Origin of the sequence: Sorangium sp. So ce185, assembly GCF_051526825.1 — a bacterium.
Taxonomy (GTDB): domain Bacteria; phylum Myxococcota_A; class Polyangia; order Polyangiales; family Polyangiaceae; genus Sorangium; species Sorangium cellulosum_D.
In genome coordinates, this window is record NZ_CP150316.1 from 7,348,903 (window position 1) to 7,365,281 (window position 16,379).

Consider the following 16,379-nt stretch of genomic DNA (forward strand, 5'->3'; position numbering starts at 1 on the left):
GGCGCCCGAGCGCGATCCCAGGCTTTCAGTAGATGAAGAAATCGAGCTCGAGCTTCATGAAGTTGATGCCCGTCATTCGCGTCTCTTCGTACAAACCTTCGCGGAGGATATCGATCTCGTGCTCTCGGGCCGAGGTGAGGACCTCGTCAGGCCTCATCGTCCCAACGAAGGCCCCGCTCCCGTCGGCCGGGGGCGGCACCAGCTGGAACCTCTCTCCATCATCGCTGCGAAAGAGTTTGATGCCAGCAACGAAGTCCACATAAGGGCGGCGCTCGACGAAATCGACGATGCTGTTGGCGTAGATCCTCCCGCCGATGGCGAGGTCGGTGCCCTCGGCGTAGGCCCAGGGGGCGAGGAATCGATTGAGATCCTCGTTGAGCCGCTGGGTGTAGTAAGCGTCATCGCCGTCGGCCCGGAAGCGCACGCCGAGGCGGACGCGGACGTCCACGTAGTGGGCGTTCACGACCGCGATCGAGGCGGCGGCGGGGGCCCGCGCCGCGAGGTGCTCCCGGATGTCCGCGAGCAGGTTCGTCGGCGCCTTGGGCTTGTAAGGATCCGCCGGCAGCTTGTTCCGGACATCGGGGATGACGACGACCTTCACCGTCCCGGGCTCGTCGAGCGTCGCCGGGACGCACTTGGCCCGGTAGATCGCCGGAAACCGATCGAGGACCAACCGCTCGTAGTCCCACACCGTGAGCGCGCGCTGCTTGTGGCGGAGGCGCTCGCTGACGCGCGTGGCCCAGGTGTCCGCGCCCTCGGCAATCCGGCCCCCGTAGGACGCGTAGGGCTGGCGCACGCCCGCGATCTCCGGGATCGCCGAGCTGAGCTTGGTGATGGTCCCGGCGGGGAGCGGCGCGCCGAAGTGATCCGGCGCGTTGTCGTTGTCGACGAAGGTGGCCGTCACCGCCTGGGTGTGGACCGCGACGGTGTCGCAGAGGCTCCGGGTGTCACGCTCCACGGCGGCGCGGATCCAGTAGAGATCGCCGCGCAGGCAGGAGCTGGGCTCCACCGGGTCGAGGGCGAGCTCGACGACCCCGGAGTTGATCAGGCCGCGCGTCGTGTCCGAGATCCGATGGTGCTCCAGCGGGATCCAGCGATCGCCGCTCAGGCAGCTCCAGCGGACGGTCGGCGGCGGCACGTCCACGTTGGCGCTGCCCTCCGCCATCTGGAAGAGGATGGAGACGGTCTGGGGCGGGGCGAGGTCGCGCAGGCCGAGGTAGAGCTCGCCGTCGTTCTCGTACCTGGGCAGGAAGGGAAGGCCGGCGCTCGATCGCGCTCTCTCCGCGTCACAGGCGCCGAAGGGATGAACGTGGAACACCCGATCCACGCCCGCGGCGCGCGGCGCGCCGTCGAAGCGGAGCTCCAGCGAAGACGCGTAGTCGAGCGTCAGGCTCTTCAGCTTCGGCGTGTAAGGCGGGTTCACCTGGTACTGCGCGGCGTTGACCGTCGACGGATTGCCGGCAACGGCGACCGACAGGGCGAGCGCCTTGCTCGAGGCCACCACGGGGTAGCTCCCGTGCTGGAAATCCGGGGCGTTCAGCTCCCATTGCAGGGTGCGCCCCGAGGCCGACAGATCCCCGTCGCTCGAGCCCTCGACGAGCGCCCGGGGGTCGGGCGCCGCGGCCGCGGCCAGGGCGGTGGTGACGGCGATCGACGTCGGATCGGAGCTCTTCGCGCCGAAGAGCGGCGCCGCTTTGGCGAGCTCCGTCTCCCCGCGCCGATCGATCGAGCTGACCCTGGCGGTGAAGGCGAAGGGGGCCGACGGATAGTTGGCGTAATGAGCCGCGAGGTCCGCCGGCGCCCCCATCCACTGGAAGCTCATGGCCAGGCTGTCGAGCCTCTTGCCGGCGACCTCGCGATGTCCGATGAGGAGGCGCGATCCGACGGCCGGCGCGCTGCCGAACGGCTCGAAGGGCTTCGTGGCGTCCAGGGTCGTCTCGTCGTTCTGGAGCTTGATCGCCTTGAGCCCTCGGGCCTCCACCTTGACGTGCGCGGACACCATCAGGAGGTCGCGGAGCTCCCGGTAGCGGACCACGTACTTCTGGTCTGCCCCGCTCCAGATCGGCCGGAGCATCAGCCGCAAGACGGGCCACCGGCTGTCCATCCCGGCGAGCCCCGCAGGCGGCGCCGCGATCGGGTCGACGCCGGGCGCGAGGGTCAACGTGAATCGAGCGCCGAGCGGGTCGCCCTCGGACGTCGTGCCGGTCAGATCCTTGTACGAACCGATCTGCACCCCGACGGAGGAGCACTCGATCCAGCCCTTGGCGGTGCTGAGCTGGAAGAGCAGCGGGAGCTCTCCGCCCTTGAGGAAGAGGTCCTCGAGCGGGGCGCGCGCCGCGCTGAACCCCAGGGTGAGGGTGATGACGCGCTGGCCTTCGCCGAGCACCAGCAGCGGAGAGCAGAGGGCCCAGCCGAGGACCGGCCGCGGAGCGGGGCCCGCGCTCGAGGAGGGCCGCGCCGCCCCGAAGGTGGCCCACGCGGGCGCGCCCCCCGCGGTGACCGTCGGGCGGATGGACACCGCGGTGGCGTCCTCCGCCGGTAACAGGTTGAACCACTCTTCCCTCTCCGCCGGCGGCTCGCCGAGCCGATTGCGCCCGGCGATCTCCAGGAGGACATAGATCTCCTCCCAGTCGCTCGCCGCCTCGGCCGCCCGGAGCTTGGCGAGATCCGGCTTGCCGAGGTAGGGCTCGAGGCGGTCCATCGCGGCGGGGTCCTCGTCCGGGCTCGAGGCCTCGCCCAGCGCGTACCGGATCAGGTCCACGAGCCGCGCCGGAGGCGTGGCATCGTGGAGCCGCCGGAGCTCGTCTCTGCGGTCCTTGCGGAGCTTCTCCCGGTGGGCCTCCTCCAGGATCGAAAAGACCTGGCTCCAGTCGTTCTGCGGCGTGTCGAGGACCTCGCCCATGGCGACGCCGAAGCGCTCCGCCGGGATGTAGAAGTAGTCCTCGAGCGCGCGGACCTGTCCCCAGTACGCCTCGATGCCGTCCGTGCCGACAGCCGCCTTCGCGTTGTCGGCGAAGGCCGTGACGTCGGCGGGCGACAGCCGGTAGTCCGGGTCGTTCCGCCTCTTCTGCCCGGCGCTCTCGAGGATGCGGTTGATCTCGCCCCACGCGGCGTCGAACCGCCTCTTGAGCTGCATCATCCGTTCGAAGTCGGCGAGCGCGAAGTACAGCGTCCCCTGGATGAACGCCTGGACGTCGCCGCGCGCCCGGTGCTCGTAGAGATCGTCGACGGTGGTCACCTGGGCGAGCGTGCCGTAGGTGAAAGGCCCCACGGCCTCCTGGAGGTTCGCCTCCAGGTCCCGCGAGCTCCGCGCGAGCGTGAACGGCGCGCCCCGCTTCTTCGCGCCCGCGAGCTCCAGCGCGGCGTAGATCTCGCCCCACTCGGAGGGCGTCTCCGCGCGCAGCTTCCGCCGGTTCATCAGGTCGCGCAGCGTGGGGGGCGACATGAAGAAGTCGCTGTCCGAGCGCCTCACGAGGTCGCGGAGGCTCGTCAGCTGGGCGAAGTCGACCGGCCGAGCCAAGCCGGGATAGGGCGGGAGCGGGTCTCCGATCGCGAGCGCGAACATCGCCTCGCACGCCCGCTGCTTGTCGTTCGCGTGGCGGCCCGAGATCTCGCGGAGCCCGACGCGCCGTCGATCGATGAAGAGGGAGCTGATCGCTTCGATCTGCGTCCGGTTGACGACGAGATCCCGATCGGTCGCATAGATCCGGGCCCGTCCAAGGCTGTCCGGGCCCGCGTCGAGGCGCGTCCCAGCGGGGAGCAGGACCTGCCGGCCGCGGGAGGCGAGATCGACGATCAGGCTCACCCGATCCGGGACGGGCGGCCTCCGGGCCATCCGCAGGACCTGGCGATAGTAGAAGTCGAGGTGCCGTCCTGTCAGCGTGTTGAGCTCGGCCCGCGATTTCTCGAGCAGCTGCAGGAACGCGAGGAAGAGGACGAAGTGCGGCCGGTAGAGCTCGGGCGCGGCCTCGGGGGTGAACTTCCCGGGATCCCGGAGGAACGCCGCGACGTCCTCGGGCCGGAGCTTCGCGCCGACGAACCCGCTCCAGTCGCCCTCCGGCTTGCCGCCGGCGCCGTAGTACGTGAGCTCCTTGCCGTAGGCGCGCGCGAACGAAAGGAGCTCCGCGGACGTCCGCTCGTCCACCGAGACATGGCCGGGATCGAGCGCGGCGAGCGCGCGCCCCGCCTGGCTCGTACCGTCGCGCTCTGCGCCCGCAGGCTCTCTCGACGTGCTCGACATGGATGGCTCTGCCTTTCAGGTTCCCTTGAAGATCTTGTTGGTCGTCTTGAACATGCCCTTGCCTGTGTACGTCGTGGTCGAGTCCAGGATCGGCGGCCCTGGCCCCTTCGGCGGCTGCTTCGCCGGGTTCTGGACCTCGAACGTCGCGGTGAACGTGGTCCCTTTCAGGAGGACCGCCTTGTCGCCGGTCTTCGTCTTACTCGCCTTCTGATCGTCCCCGAGGGCGGTGATCTTCAGCGTCCCCTTGCCCGGGATGGAGTACCCAGGAATTACGTAAGAGCAGTTGGCGACCGATACCTTGCCCTCGTCGCCTTCGACGCAGAGCTTCTTCCCGTTCAGCGTCGCTGGGCCGCTCCCCTTCAGCTCTCCAGGCCTGGGCAGGACGAGCGCGGGCGTGAAGCTGGGCAGGAAGATCGCCTTGTCGCCCTCGATGAGAATCAATCTACTCATGGCGCTCTCACCACCCGGGGAGGGTCGCCTCCGTGAGATAGAACGGGAAGACCATGTTGAAGCGCGAGTTCGTATCCCTGATGGTGTAATTGACCGCGATGAGCACGCAGCCCGGCTGGGTGTCGCTCGCCGCGACGTCGATCCGATCGACCTGGATCCGGGGCTCGTGCTCGAGGATCGCGTCCGTCAGGAGCCGCTCGATCGTGTTGATCAGGCCCTGATCCAGCTCCTCGAACACCAGGCCCGCGAGGTCGCAGCCGAACGTCTCCGCGAGGACCCGCTCGCCCGGCGAGGTCCCCACCAGGATCTGCAGGCTCTGCTGGATGTCGGCGGGGCCGGAGACCATCTCCACGTCGGCGCCGCCGCGGCTGAACGAGGGCGGGAAGGCCCAGCCTCGGCCGAGGAAAGAGCTCTCAGGTCGCATCCGGCTCCTCCTGGGCGGGCTTGCCGCCGAGCTGCTGGCTCGCCTGCTGCTGCACCTTGGCGACCAGCGCGTAGACCCTGGCGAACGGGAGCAGCCCCACCCCCTCCAGGATCAGGTTCGCCTCGTCCACCGTCACCGAGAGGTGGAGCTCCCTCACCTCCTGTCCTGATCGGCTCATTGGATGTCGACCCCCTTGCCGCTGATCGTGACCTTGCCGTTCTCGCTCTTGATCTCGATGCCGTCCTTACCCATGGTGATCGAATTCTCGTGCTGGTCGGAGAGGACGATCGATCCTGCGCCGTCATCGATGAGCAGCTTGTTCTCGTTGGCCGTCTCGATGGACACCGACGCCTTGTTCTCGTCGGGGTCGAGGAGCTGTATCTTCGTCCCGAACTTGGTGACGATCCCGCTCTTGTCGTTCTGTTTGCTGGGCTTTCCCATCGTCTCCGGGGGCGCGTTCTTCGACCCGAAGAGGGCCCCCAGGATCACGGGGCGGCGCGGATCGTCGTTGAAGAAGCCCACCACCACCTCGTCCTTGGGCTCCGGCCGGAAGAAGTACCCGCGCGCCTTGCCCGCGCCGGGCGCGGCGAGCCGGGCCCAGACCGCCTTGTCCTGATTCGCGTCGACCCCGGGGAGGATGACCTTGACCCGGAGCTCCTCGTCGGGATCGTCCTCGAAATCCGCGACGACGCCGATCTGCAGCCCGCTCACCGCGGGCAGGAGCCCGGCCGCCGGCGCCTCGCGGAGCTCCTCCTTGCGGGAGAGCTCCTCGGGCGAGAGCCCGAACTGCACGTCGGTGCGCCAGCCCGACGCGTCGACCCGGTGGCGAAACCCCGTCACCAGCGTCGTGCCGTTGAATCGCTTGCCGACCCCCGCGACCTCCATGACGTCGAGCGGCCTGATGCCGGCGAAGCCGGGCACCGCGATGCGCCCGCGGAGCAGCGCCATCCGGCTCCTCGCCATGCGGGCATCGGCCCACGCCTGGAGCTCCTCCGCGGCGACGGGGACCGGGTGGGAGAGCGTGCAGGTGCCGTTGCCGACCGCGTCGCCGAGCTTGCCCCCGTCGAGGTTCCCCTGGGTGGCGCGGACGCCCTTCGCCTTGCTGGCCGCGGTGGGCTTCTGCTCCTTCACGTCCCACGCGACGCTCTCGACGGCGCGGTACTGGTGCTCGGCGTCGGCCTCGATCTCGAGGTCGAAGATCTCGGTGATGCCATAAGCGAAGCGGTGCCTGGGCGCGCCCTCGATGGCCATCTTCCGGAGCGAGATCTTGCCGTCCTCGACGACCACGAGGAGGCCGAGCGCGCCTGCCCGTGCGAGGATGAAGTCCCACGGCGTGGCGTGGTATTGCACCATCTCCGCGTGCTCGGGCCTGGTCTCGGCGATGGTGCCGACCTCGAGCTCCGCCGCCTCGATCAGCTGCTTCACGATCGCGCCGTCGGTCATCTTCCGGAAGACGGCGCTCCGCCGCGCGCCGGTCAGCTTGACCGCGGCGTCCTTGAGCCCGATCACCAGGACGGAGCCGTCGCCGCCCGCCTCCACCCCGTGCCGCACCACCACCCCCTTGAAGACGCACCGGTCCTCTTCCCCCTCGTATCTGAGCTTGATCTCGATCTTCGCCCCCGGCGCGAAGAAGCCGGTATCGCTGATGGCGAACGCCTGCTGCGCGGCGTCGCCGTCGAGCACGCGCAGCTCCGCTCGGGGGATCCGGTCGACCTCTCTCCGGATGTCGATGGAGAGGAGCTCGTAGGCCGGGTCCATCGGCTTGCCGTCGCTGAGGATGGTGGGAGTCACCGCGGGCATGGCGTCTACCCTTCCCCGGAGGTGCCGGCGCCCAGGTTGGCGAGCGGCGGAAAGAAGATCTCCTGGCCGGGGATCAGCCGCCTGAAGTCGTCCAGCCGGTTCCACCGCGCGACGTCCAGGTAGCGGGCGGACGAGCCGTAAATGTCCCTGGTCAGCAGCGGCAGCGTGTCCCCGCTGCGCACGATCCGGCTGTGGGTCAGATCCGGCGACGTCTTGCCCTCCTCCCTGGCGCGCGCCTTCGCGGCCTTGTCGGAGATCAGCGTCACCTCGATCTCTGCCCGGAGCGGGGTGCCGTCGCGCTCGAACGCGGTGTACTTGATGTCGACCGCGGAGAGGCGACAGGAGAAGATCAGCGATCCCCACTCCACGAGAAGATAATTGGGCTCGTGGATGACCCCGTTGTAACGGAAGGTGACGTCGAGGAACGTCTTGACGCGATCCTTCACGCTCTTCCGCACCGGCGCGGCGATCCCCATCGACTCCACGCCGGTGCCGTCGACCACCAGGGTGAGCGTGAGCTCGCTCGGCTTGCTCCGGCTGTACGAGAGCTGCGGCCCGCTGGAGCCCACCCCCTGCTTGGCCCCCCAGGCGATCGCGTAGCGCTGCGAGAACGACGCCGGGTTGAACATCGCCTCGAACGGCGCCCCGATCGGCTGCCGGCGCCCGACGTCCTTGAACGCCTTGATCTTGAGCTTCTCGAGCTTGAAGAGGTTCAGTCCCACGATCATCTCTCCTTCGACGCCTTGAGGACCCGGAGGACCTCCTTGACCGCCGCCTCGACCACGGCCTCCTGCCCGGCGGCGTCGGGCGCGGCCGCGCGCGCGCGCGGCGCCCCCTCCGGGGGCGCGACGACGGCGCGGATCACCAGCTCTTTGATCTCCACAGGCATGATCACACCTTGATGGTTTGCATGCGGGCGTAGGCGAGCTCGAGCGACTCGATGAGCGGCTTCTTCGGCTCCGCGTCGAGGTCGGCGGTCGACCACTTGACCGGAAATGCCCTGGTGAAGAACCACGCCGACACCGGGGTGTAGGCCTCGTTGAAGAGGGTCACGATGACGTTCGAGGGGGCGAATTTGAAGAGGGACATGGCGGCGTGGAAGTCGAGGTGCAGCGGCGAAGCTGCGACCACGCCGCGCTCGAGCACCAGGTTGCCGTGCTCGACCCTCGAGGGCAGCGCGTGGGTGTAGAGGTTCTGTCCGCCCTCCTCGAGCGGCGTCGTCCTCACGGTCGCCGAGAGCCCACTCACCTTCTTGAAGCGGATGTCGAGCGGGTTCGGCGCCACGCCGCCGGCGAAGAAGAAGACGCCGAAGCGGAAGCTCGTGAACAGCTCGCCCAGCGGGACGAGCTCCGGGATGGCAGCGCTCATGATCCTGACCTCCACCCCTTCGGCCCGAGGCCCGGGGCGCCGCGCGGCGCATCCGCGCAGCGCCCCGGATCGCGGCCGGAGGGACCACCGCTCTCGCGAACGTCAGAGCCTGACAACGGAGACCTCCCTGACCTGCAGATCGAGCGTGTCCACGACGACCTCGTTCGTGGCGGCGTTGAAGGCGGGCGCCTTGAGGCTGACGGGGATCGCGACGGCGACCTTCCAGGCGAGCACCGCCGCGCCCGTCGCGTCGCAGAGGCTGACCTCCATGGTCCGGCCGTCCCCCGCCTCCAGCCAGTCGAACAGGAACAGCGGATCTGCCCCGAGGACGGCGCCGCGCTTGCAGGTGACAGGCGTGAAGCGCCTGGAGTTGAACCTCATGCTCACGGGGCCCTCCCGGAAGCTCAGGCCGTGCTCGTACGTCACGTGCTCGCGCTCCACCGCGAGACCGGAGACCTCGGTGAAGCTCATCGAGGCCTCGCCCACCTTCACGCGGAAGTTGTACGCGGCGAGCGGGTAGCTCGTCCGCTGGTTGTCCGTCGACTGGGCCATCGCGCCGCTCTACGCCTCTTCGATCAGGATCGCGTCCGCCATCAGCTCCATGCTCTCGATCGCGGCCTCGTTGGACGTGGCCGTGAAGGTGGGCGCGTCGAGCCTCGTGGGGAAGGCGTTCTGCACCTTCCAGCTGATCACCGCCTCGCCCTTCTCGTCGCAGAGGCGGACGTAGATGTCCTTCTTCTCGACCTGGTTCACCTGGATCGCGCTGATCCAGGCGTAGAGCGCGGAGACGCTGGCCTTCTTGACGATGCCCTTCTTCAGCGTGAGCGTCGGCGCGGTGCGCTGCGCCGGCATGTTCATCACCACCGGACCGGGCGCCGCCCCGCCGACGGGGCTCTCCTTGTAGGTCGTCGTCTCGCGCTTGATGCTGAGCCCGGAGACCTCCGAGAAGCCGACCGCGGCGCCCGCGATCTCGACTCGGTAGTTGTACGACGGGAGAGGATACGCGGTCACGATCTCGCTCTTGGTCAGTGCCATGGCCTATGCCTCCTGCATCTTGTGAGAGAAGCGAAGGACGACGAACTCGGCCGGTCGCACCGCCGCGATCCCGATCTCGACGATCATCCGCCCCTCGAGGACGTCCTGGTTGGTCATCGTCTTGCCCAGGCCCACGTTGACGAAGTAGGCCGCGGCCGGGGACGCCCCGGCCAGGGCGCCGCGCTCCCAGAGGCCGTAGAGGAAGCTCTCGATCATCCCCTTGACCTTCAGCCAGGTCGTCATGTCGTTGGGCTCGAAGACCGCGAAGGACGTCGCCTTCCGGGCCGACTCCTCGATCATGATGAAGAGCCGCCGGACCGAGATGTACCGCCACTCGTTGTCGTTGCCGGCCAGGGTCCTCGCCCCCCACACGATCGTCCCCTTGCCGGTGAACGCGCGCACCGCGTTGATCGATTTACCCGCCGTCGGATCGACGTTGAGGGCGTCCTGGGCCTCGCTCGTGATCTTCAGCACCGGCCCGATCACGGCCGCGACGCTGACGTTGGCGGGCGCCTTCCACACGCCGCGATCCCGGTCGACGCTGGCGTAGATCCCGGCGACCGCCGCGCTCGGCGGGAGGACGACCCGCTCGGCCGAAAGCCTCGCCTTGACCTGCTGGTAGATCGCCGTCCGACTCGCCTTGAGGGTGTCGAGGGCGACCCCGGCCGCCGCCCCGTCCTGGATGGTGACGTCCGGGTCCGCGTACGCGTAGCTCAGGGAGGTCTGGAGGTACGGGTAGTAGGCGGCGCCATAGGCCAGATGGCTCGTCCCGATCCCGTCGCGGAACACGTCGATGTCCTTCTTGCCCGACGCCGCGTCCTTCTTGACGTCGAAGATCGCGAAGCGATCACCGAGCCTTGCGCACTGGGCGAGGGCCGCCTGGCACAGCTCGTGGTAGTCCGCGGCTTCGAGGCTCACGGCGTCGGTCAAGACGACCAGCGTCGGCTCGTCCTCCTTCTCGAGCATCGAGAGGCCGGCGGCGAGCTTGTCCTTGGCGGGCGGCGACGAGTAGTCTCCGGCGGACACGATATAGCACTTCCCGCCCCCGTTCTTGAAGTAGTGGCTCACGGCGTAGTACAGCAGGAACCCGGGACCGGGCCCCCGCGTCACGCCGGTCACCTGGGACGAGGCGTCCACCGTGACCGTGAAGCTCGCGAGCTTGGGTCCGCCGAAGAGCTGCTCGTACTCGAGCATCGTGCTCACCTGGGCGAGCGACGGGCCCTTCTCGGTATATCCTATGAAGGCGGGGACCGCGGTGGAGACCTCCGCCACGGAGGGCGGCAGGGTCGACACCTCTTCCACGTAGACACCGGGCGTCATATAAGCAGGCATTGTTCCTCGATCTCAGGGGGTTTGAAACGGTTGCGCTCGATACATGATGATCTGAAACAGCAGATCCTCCTTTGCAGCGCTCTGCAGCGACGGATTGAGCAGCGGGCCCGCCACGCGGTCGGGGCCGAGCCGGAGCTCGAGGCTCCTCCTCGGCTCCGCGCGAGCGGCGACGGGCTGGTCGGAGACGAAGCACGCGCAGCGCATCCCGGGATACCGGCGCTCGATCTGCGCCGCGACGGGGTCCGTCGGCTCGAGCGTCACCGCGCTGAAGCGCAGCGCGCCGGCGGCCCCGGCGGGCGAGGCGTCCACCACCGCGAGCTCGCCCGCGGCAGGCGCCAGGTCGGTGACGCAGTAGTAGGCCCAGCGCGCCTGCCTGGCCGGGAAGCTCACCTGGAAGCGTACGGGCCGCGGCGCGCTCCCGGGGCGGATCTCGACGGCGGCGAGGACGCCCGGCGGGAGCCGCGGCCGCGCGGGGTCGGCGGGGGCTAATCGCAGCTCGCCGTCGGTCCCCGCGCCGGCGTCCGTGAAGACCGGCGCCGAGCGCCCGCGGAGGCTGGCGAGATCCGTGATGGCGGCGAAGTCGCCGCCCCGGACCGCCAGGTAGAAGAGCAGCGCGGCGTCCCCCGGGAGCGGGAGGAACGGTCGTCCCGTGGGGTCGAGCGGAGAGAGGACCCGGACGCCCTGGGAGCTCGTTCGCCAGAGACAGCGATGATCGCGGAGCAGGCGCGCCGTGGCGTCGCTCGGCTCGATCGAGAGGTCCGGACACCGGAGGTCGGTGTAGAACGCGTGCTGCAAGAGCACCTCGATGATCGCGGCGTGCTTCACGGGTGGATCCTCAGCACCGGCTCGGTGATCTGCGGCGCGTTGAGGCCGTCCTCGTCCTGGAAGACGACCATCCGGACCTTGTAGAGGAGCGAAGGCTGATAAGCGCTCCGGAGCACGCCCCAGAGCTGGTTCAGCTCGGAGAGCGGGAGCGTCAAGAGCTCCATGGTGAGCCTGTCGATCCTGTCGGTCAGCGCAGGCGTGTTCTCGTGGTCGAGGACCCGGCGGCCCTGGAAGAACTGCAGGATCAGCGAGATGCACCGCAGGCCTTGCTCGTACTCTTTGAAGCGGGCGGCGAAGAGGACATAAGCGTTCATCTGGATCGCCGGCTGGACGCGCTGCGTGGTGCCGTCCGGCAGCGTCACCCGGAACGGGTCGGCCGGCCTCAGCGTGTGATCCTCCTCGAGGTTGACCAGGAGGAGCGTGACGGCGCCGAGCTTGAGCTCGAGGCTGTCCGCCGCCTCGCTGTCGAGGAAGGCGACTGGCCCCTGGTCGGGCACCGGGCCGCGCCAGCCTGCGCTCGCGGTCAGGTGCTCGTTCACCGTGTTCCTGAGCAGGACGAGGATGTCGTTGATCACGGCTGGCGGCTCCTGGAGCCCTGAGCTTGTCCCGCGCTCATTGGCTCTCATCCTTGAAGATCTTGGGTCAGCGCATCCGCGGCGCGACGCCTGAGCGTCAGGCGGCGTCGAGCGGATCCCCACGATGGAACGGCGCCTCGACGCCCGCGGGCGAGGTCATGGGTCCCCCGCCGGCGCCGAGCTCGACATCGGTAGTACCCGCGGCCGGCCGCATCGACAACTTAAGCCATTTTAAGGAGCCTCTTATTTAGCGGCGCGACCGGTGCGCGTCGTGCCACCTTCGCGCAGCGGTTCTGGAGCGAGGAGGAGCGCCGCGGCTCGATGGGTATGGCAAGGATGACCAAGATCGTGGAGAACGCCGCCGATCTCGAGCGGGAGCTGCTCTGGTTTCGCAGCGTCCTCGAGGCGCGGATCAAGATCCATTTCGGCAACGGTGCGACCGACGGGAGCGTGCTCGACATCGCGCCGCCCGACCTCGGCGGGTCGAGCTCGGAGTACGCCGGCTTCGTGCGGCGCCATCAGCTCTCCTTCGTCGAGCGCCTCGCCCTGGTGCTCGCCCTGGTCCCGCACCTGCGGCCCCAGCTCCTCGACGTCTGCTTCGGCCGCGACGCCGCCGTGGATCGGAGGCTCACCGAGTTCGGCGGCGCCCAGCTCAGCGCCGGCGGCGAGCTCCTGCCCACGGCCGAGACGCTGGCGTTCCTCCTCGGCGGCGACGACCTCGCGCTCCGGTTCTCGGCGCAGCTCCTCCTGGATCCAGAGCACCTCTTCGCCAGGCACGACGTCCTCGGGCTCGGCGGCGGCGACGAGGTGACGCCGATGAAGGCGCCCCTCCAGATCTCGGAGGAGCTGCTCTGCCTCTTCACCACCGGCGAGCCGCGGCGGCGCGGCTGCGGGCCCGGCTTCCCCGCCCAGCGGATCGAGACGCGCCTCGGCTGGGAGGACCTGGTGCTGCAGCCCAGCACCCGCAAGCACCTCGAGGAGATCGAGACCTGGATCGAGCACGGAGAGACGTTGATGGCGGACTGGGGCATGGCCGGGAAGCTGCGCCCCGGCCACCGCAGCCTCTTCTATGGTCCGCCGGGCACGGGCAAGACGATGACCGCCTGCCTGCTCGGCAAGTCCGCCGGCCGTGAGGTCTACAAGGTGGATATCTCCCTGGTGGTGTCGAAGTACCTCGGGGAGACGGAGAAGAACCTCGGCCGGGTCTTCGACCAGGCCGAGCGCAGGGGCTGGGTCCTGTTCTTCGACGAGGCCGACGCGCTCTTCGGCAAGCGCAGCGAGACGCGGGACGCGCACGACCGTTACGCCAACCAGCAGGTCTCCTTCCTCCTCCAGCGCATCGAGACCTTCGACGGGCTCGCGGTCCTGGCGTCCAACCTGCGCGACAACCTCGACGACGCCTTCGCGCGGCGGTTCGAGTCGATCATCTACTTTCCGATGCCGCGCGCCGAGGAGCGCGCGCGGCTGTGGCGGCAGGGGCTCTCGCCCAAGGCGAGGCTCGACGGCTCCGTGGACCTCGAGAAGATCGCGCGCGAGCACGCGCTCGCGGGGGGCGCGATCATGAACGTGATCCGCTACGCCTCGCTTCAGGCCTTGAGAGAGGGCGGCCGCCCCCTCACGGCAGACGACCTCCTGCAGGGCATCCGGATGGAGTATGCCAAGCAGGGGAAGGCGGGTTGAGCGGACGCTCGCGCGACACGCCCGGCCACGCCGCCGGATCCGACGCGCATTAAAATAGCTTAAGTTGTCAGCGCGACCGACGACGGGTACGACCGGTATCGCGATGGCACCGACGGAATGACGATGGCGTTGTCCGTGGGCCTCGAAGCGCCGTTCCATCGGGGCGATCTGCTCGACGGAGCCTGGCGCCGAATGGACGAAGGAGATAGAAACAATGCCCCTCACGCTCAGCACGACCATGACTCAGATTTCCGCCGTCTCTTACCCTGTTGGAGGCCGCCCCACCATCTGGGGGGTTGATGGCGCCCAGAACATCTTCCGTTATGCCGGAAGCAGCTGGACGCAGATCCCTGGCGCGCTCGTCCAGGTGAGCGCCTCGACGGACGGGACGGTGTGGGGAGTCAATGCGGCGGGCAACGTGTACAAGTACAACGGGACAAGCCCCTGGGTCCAGATGCCCGGCTCGCTGGTTCACGTGGCCGTTGGGGTCAACAACGGGTCTGGGGTCTGGGGGGTCAATGCGGCAGGCAACGTCTTGCAGTACAATGCAAGCACGAATTCCTGGAGCACGCTCAATGGTGGCGGGATGAAGCAGGTGAGCGCCTTCTGGAACTCAGGGGGGAGGAATTGGTATCTGATGGGGCTCACCACTTCTGGCAACATGCGCCAGTACACCTTCGCAACCAACAGCTGGACTGACCCCATCCCCAACAACAACACCAGCGGAACCCTGGTCCAGGTGATGTCCGCAGGCGCCATGACATTCTATGGCCTCGATTCAGCCGGCAACACGTGGATGTATGCTGGCGCCCCCGACTGGTGGTACCCGCTGGACTTGCTCCCGAAGGCGAAGTCCATCAGCTTCCCTCCCGACTACTCCTATGCGCTCATCGACACCACCGGAAAAACCATCGTTTATAATCCGAACGGTGACTGACACCGCAGCCCTCCTCGAGAGAGCGACCGATCCCGCGACGGGACGGCGCTGCTCCGAAGCTCACGACGTCCGGCGCGGCCTCTCGTGAACGCGTTGCTCCTTAATTTCTCTTAAGCTGACAAAACGCGGCGTCGTCCGTTTCATGGCAGGTATGCCCGTGCCAGCGGAAGAACACATGAATCGGAATGAGCCCATCGCGTTCGGCGGCTCGTCGTGGGTGACGGTCGGCGTCTCTCTTCGTACGCGGCTCGGCCCCGGCGAGCCACCGAGGCGCGCGGTACAGGCCTTGCTGCGGTCGGTGGGCAAGGCCCTGTCCGCTCATTTCGAGGGCCGCGCGGCCGCGCGCCTCGACGCCGAGCGCGCCACGGCCACGGTGACCCTGCGGATCCCCGAGCCGGAGGGCAGCATCAAGATGTGCGAGCTCTCGGTCACCCTGCTCGCCGACGAGCTCACCGAGGACGAAGAGCTCGTGGTCGTCCCACGGATCCGCGCCGAGGTTTACCGCCGGAAGGACGATGTCGACTGGCTCGCCAGCGACGCGTCGGCGGACGTCGACCAGCTCGCCGCCGAGATCGAGGACGTCCTCTCGGCCGTCTCGCCCTGACCGCGGCCACGGCGCGGTCGAAGGAGATCTACCGTGAAGATCGACGATGACAGAAGCCGCTCACCGATCCGCCTCGCGATCGCGGCGCTGGCCGCGCTCCCGGTCGCGGCCTGCGCCAGCACCGCGACGGTCACGCTCGACAAGGCGATCAAGGACCTCGCGCCGGACTACCGCGCGCGGACGCCGGCGAGCGGCGCCGCGAGCCTCGGACGCCGGCTGCTCGGGGACCAGCCCGAGACCAACGCCTGCTTCGACGGCGACCAGGGCACCGCGGCGCCGAGCTGGTCGAAGGTGACGCTCCACTACGGGGACGTGCTCGACGGGAAGCTCTCCGGCGACTTCGGCGCTGCCGTCAAGGTCGCCCCCTCGGCCGGCGTGTCGTCGAAGCGGAGCGCGAGCATCACGCTGACGGATCTCGTGGAGAGCAGCCTATCGGCGGTGTACCTCGACGCGAGCGGCGCGTGCACGAGCCTGTTCGCCGAGACCGGGACGAGCTACGTCAGGGTGCTGACGCGCGCGATCAAGGCGGGGACGCTCGAGGTGGCGGCCGAGGAGGCGGTCGCCGCGACCCTGGCGATCGACGCCTCCTCGCTCGGAGGGACCTCCGTGAGCGCGTCGAGCACGTCGGGCCGGAGGCTCCAGGGGACCTCTCTCTTCTTCGCGGACTACCCCGAGTGCTTCAGCGTGGTTTACCAGAAGCGGGATTGCGCCGGCGCGGCCGTGGGTCCGGGCAACGTCTGCGATCTCGACGCGTGCTCGTTCAACGTCGCGGCGCTCGACACCGCCGGCGCGGCCTGGAGGGGGAAGCTCTCGTGCGAGGGCGGCGCGTCGATCGATCTCGGCGGCACCCTTGGCGCGTGGGGAAAGGCGCAGAGGACGGCGCCCGGCGTCACCTACAACGTCCGCGTGCTCAAGGGAGCCTTCCTGGGGACGGTGAACATCGACCTCCGTCGCTGGGTGACCCGCTCGGAGTCGCCCGACAAGTGCGCGCCCCCCGGGAGCGCGCCACCCCCGGGGCGGTCGCGAGCCCCGGAGCGCCCTCTGGCTCCTTAAGAAGCAATAAGGTGTTTGCCCCGACTCCATCTGTTACTCGCTCTTCATCGCTCTTC

At 68.7% G+C, this 16,379-nt stretch carries 17 protein-coding genes; 4 read left to right on the plus strand and 13 right to left on the minus strand.

The features are described from left to right. Nucleotides 1-25 precede the first annotated feature (25 nt). The 13 genes from WMF26_RS26675 to WMF26_RS26735 form a co-directional block, all read right to left on the minus strand. Entirely contained in the window at nt 26-4,240 is a 4,215-nt protein-coding gene (locus WMF26_RS26675; RefSeq protein ID WP_437994971.1) for a baseplate J/gp47 family protein, read from the minus strand. Nucleotides 4,241-4,255: 15 nt separating this feature from the next. Beyond that, the gene (locus WMF26_RS26680; protein ID WP_437994972.1) at nt 4,256-4,690 is read right to left on the minus strand and encodes a hypothetical protein; all 435 of its coding nucleotides are present in this window, start codon (nt 4,688-4,690) and stop codon (nt 4,256-4,258) included. A gap of 7 nt (nt 4,691-4,697) precedes the next feature. Further along, nucleotides 4,698-5,114, minus strand: a complete 417-nt coding sequence (locus tag WMF26_RS26685; RefSeq protein ID WP_437949010.1) for a GPW/gp25 family protein — start codon at nt 5,112-5,114, stop codon at nt 4,698-4,700. Beyond that, nucleotides 5,104-5,292 carry a hypothetical protein gene (locus WMF26_RS26690; protein ID WP_437994973.1) on the minus strand — a complete coding sequence of 63 codons (189 nt, stop codon included), beginning with the start codon at nt 5,290-5,292 and terminating at the stop codon, nt 5,104-5,106. Before WMF26_RS26690 ends, WMF26_RS26685 begins: the two co-directional genes overlap by 11 nt. Next, entirely contained in the window at nt 5,289-6,914 is a 1,626-nt protein-coding gene (gene vgrG / locus WMF26_RS26695) for a type VI secretion system tip protein VgrG (RefSeq protein WP_437994974.1), read from the minus strand. Before vgrG ends, WMF26_RS26690 begins: the two co-directional genes overlap by 4 nt. 5 nt (nt 6,915-6,919) lie before the next feature. Then, nucleotides 6,920-7,642: a CIS tube protein gene (locus WMF26_RS26700; RefSeq protein WP_437994975.1), complete on the minus strand. Its 723-nt coding sequence runs from the start codon at nt 7,640-7,642 to the stop codon at nt 6,920-6,922. Further along, on the minus strand, nt 7,639-7,803 hold the full coding sequence (locus WMF26_RS26705; RefSeq protein ID WP_437994976.1) for a DUF5908 family protein: 165 nt from the start codon (nt 7,801-7,803) through the stop codon (nt 7,639-7,641). Before WMF26_RS26705 ends, WMF26_RS26700 begins: the two co-directional genes overlap by 4 nt. Nucleotides 7,804-7,805: 2 nt before the next feature. After that, entirely contained in the window at nt 7,806-8,282 is a 477-nt protein-coding gene (locus WMF26_RS26710) for a phage tail protein (protein ID WP_437994977.1), read from the minus strand. 102 nt (nt 8,283-8,384) lie between these two features. After that, nucleotides 8,385-8,834, minus strand: a complete 450-nt coding sequence (locus WMF26_RS26715) for a phage tail protein (RefSeq protein WP_020737294.1) — start codon at nt 8,832-8,834, stop codon at nt 8,385-8,387. A 9-nt stretch (nt 8,835-8,843) separates the two neighbouring features. After that, the gene (locus tag WMF26_RS26720) at nt 8,844-9,317 is read right to left on the minus strand and encodes a phage tail protein (RefSeq protein ID WP_437994978.1); all 474 of its coding nucleotides are present in this window, start codon (nt 9,315-9,317) and stop codon (nt 8,844-8,846) included. A 3-nt stretch (nt 9,318-9,320) separates the two neighbouring features. After that, complete coding sequence (locus WMF26_RS26725; protein ID WP_437994979.1) at nt 9,321-10,637, minus strand: phage tail sheath family protein; 1,317 nt, start codon at nt 10,635-10,637, stop codon at nt 9,321-9,323. A 24-nt stretch (nt 10,638-10,661) separates the two neighbouring features. After that, the gene (locus WMF26_RS26730) at nt 10,662-11,474 is read right to left on the minus strand and encodes a hypothetical protein (RefSeq protein ID WP_437994980.1); all 813 of its coding nucleotides are present in this window, start codon (nt 11,472-11,474) and stop codon (nt 10,662-10,664) included. Further along, nucleotides 11,471-12,049, minus strand: a complete 579-nt coding sequence (locus tag WMF26_RS26735) for a DUF4255 domain-containing protein (protein WP_437994981.1) — start codon at nt 12,047-12,049, stop codon at nt 11,471-11,473. The genes WMF26_RS26730 and WMF26_RS26735 overlap by 4 nt, the downstream gene beginning before the upstream one ends. 321 nt (nt 12,050-12,370) lie before the next feature. On the opposite strand from WMF26_RS26735, the gene WMF26_RS26740 reads away from it, so the two are divergent. From WMF26_RS26740 to WMF26_RS26755, 4 genes are all read left to right on the plus strand, one after another. After that, a complete protein-coding gene (locus tag WMF26_RS26740) occupies nt 12,371-13,729 on the plus strand; it encodes an ATP-binding protein (RefSeq protein ID WP_437994982.1) in 1,359 nt (452 codons plus the stop codon). Between the two features lie 214 nt (nt 13,730-13,943). Further along, a complete protein-coding gene (locus WMF26_RS26745; protein WP_437994983.1) occupies nt 13,944-14,666 on the plus strand; it encodes a tectonin domain-containing protein in 723 nt (240 codons plus the stop codon). A 175-nt stretch (nt 14,667-14,841) separates the two neighbouring features. Further along, the gene (locus WMF26_RS26750; RefSeq protein WP_437994984.1) at nt 14,842-15,270 is read left to right on the plus strand and encodes a hypothetical protein; all 429 of its coding nucleotides are present in this window, start codon (nt 14,842-14,844) and stop codon (nt 15,268-15,270) included. Between the two features lie 33 nt (nt 15,271-15,303). After that, on the plus strand, nt 15,304-16,323 hold the full coding sequence (locus WMF26_RS26755; protein WP_437994985.1) for a hypothetical protein: 1,020 nt from the start codon (nt 15,304-15,306) through the stop codon (nt 16,321-16,323). Nucleotides 16,324-16,379: the final 56 nt, after the last annotated feature.

Excerpts from the sequence above, each read along its gene's own strand:
- WMF26_RS26705 (WP_437994976.1), bottom strand. The coding sequence starts at position 7,803 with ATGCCTGTGGAGATCAAAGAGCTGGTGATCCGCGCCGTCGTCGCGCCC.
- WMF26_RS26675 (WP_437994971.1), bottom strand. The coding sequence starts at position 4,240 with ATGTCGAGCACGTCGAGAGAGCCTGCGGGCGCAGAGCGCGACGGTACG.
- WMF26_RS26680 (WP_437994972.1), bottom strand. The coding sequence starts at position 4,690 with ATGAGTAGATTGATTCTCATCGAGGGCGACAAGGCGATCTTCCTGCCC.
- WMF26_RS26700 (WP_437994975.1), bottom strand. The coding sequence starts at position 7,642 with ATGATCGTGGGACTGAACCTCTTCAAGCTCGAGAAGCTCAAGATCAAG.
- WMF26_RS26715 (WP_020737294.1), bottom strand. The coding sequence starts at position 8,834 with ATGGCCCAGTCGACGGACAACCAGCGGACGAGCTACCCGCTCGCCGCG.
- WMF26_RS26685 (WP_437949010.1), bottom strand. The coding sequence starts at position 5,114 with ATGCGACCTGAGAGCTCTTTCCTCGGCCGAGGCTGGGCCTTCCCGCCC.
- vgrG (WP_437994974.1), bottom strand. The coding sequence starts at position 6,914 with ATGCCCGCGGTGACTCCCACCATCCTCAGCGACGGCAAGCCGATGGAC.
- WMF26_RS26745 (WP_437994983.1), top strand. The coding sequence starts at position 13,944 with ATGCCCCTCACGCTCAGCACGACCATGACTCAGATTTCCGCCGTCTCT.
- WMF26_RS26725 (WP_437994979.1), bottom strand. The coding sequence starts at position 10,637 with ATGACGCCCGGTGTCTACGTGGAAGAGGTGTCGACCCTGCCGCCCTCC.
- WMF26_RS26710 (WP_437994977.1), bottom strand. The coding sequence starts at position 8,282 with ATGAGCGCTGCCATCCCGGAGCTCGTCCCGCTGGGCGAGCTGTTCACG.
- WMF26_RS26720 (WP_437994978.1), bottom strand. The coding sequence starts at position 9,317 with ATGGCACTGACCAAGAGCGAGATCGTGACCGCGTATCCTCTCCCGTCG.
- WMF26_RS26740 (WP_437994982.1), top strand. The coding sequence starts at position 12,371 with ATGGGTATGGCAAGGATGACCAAGATCGTGGAGAACGCCGCCGATCTC.
- WMF26_RS26750 (WP_437994984.1), top strand. The coding sequence starts at position 14,842 with ATGAATCGGAATGAGCCCATCGCGTTCGGCGGCTCGTCGTGGGTGACG.
- WMF26_RS26690 (WP_437994973.1), bottom strand. The coding sequence starts at position 5,292 with ATGAGCCGATCAGGACAGGAGGTGAGGGAGCTCCACCTCTCGGTGACG.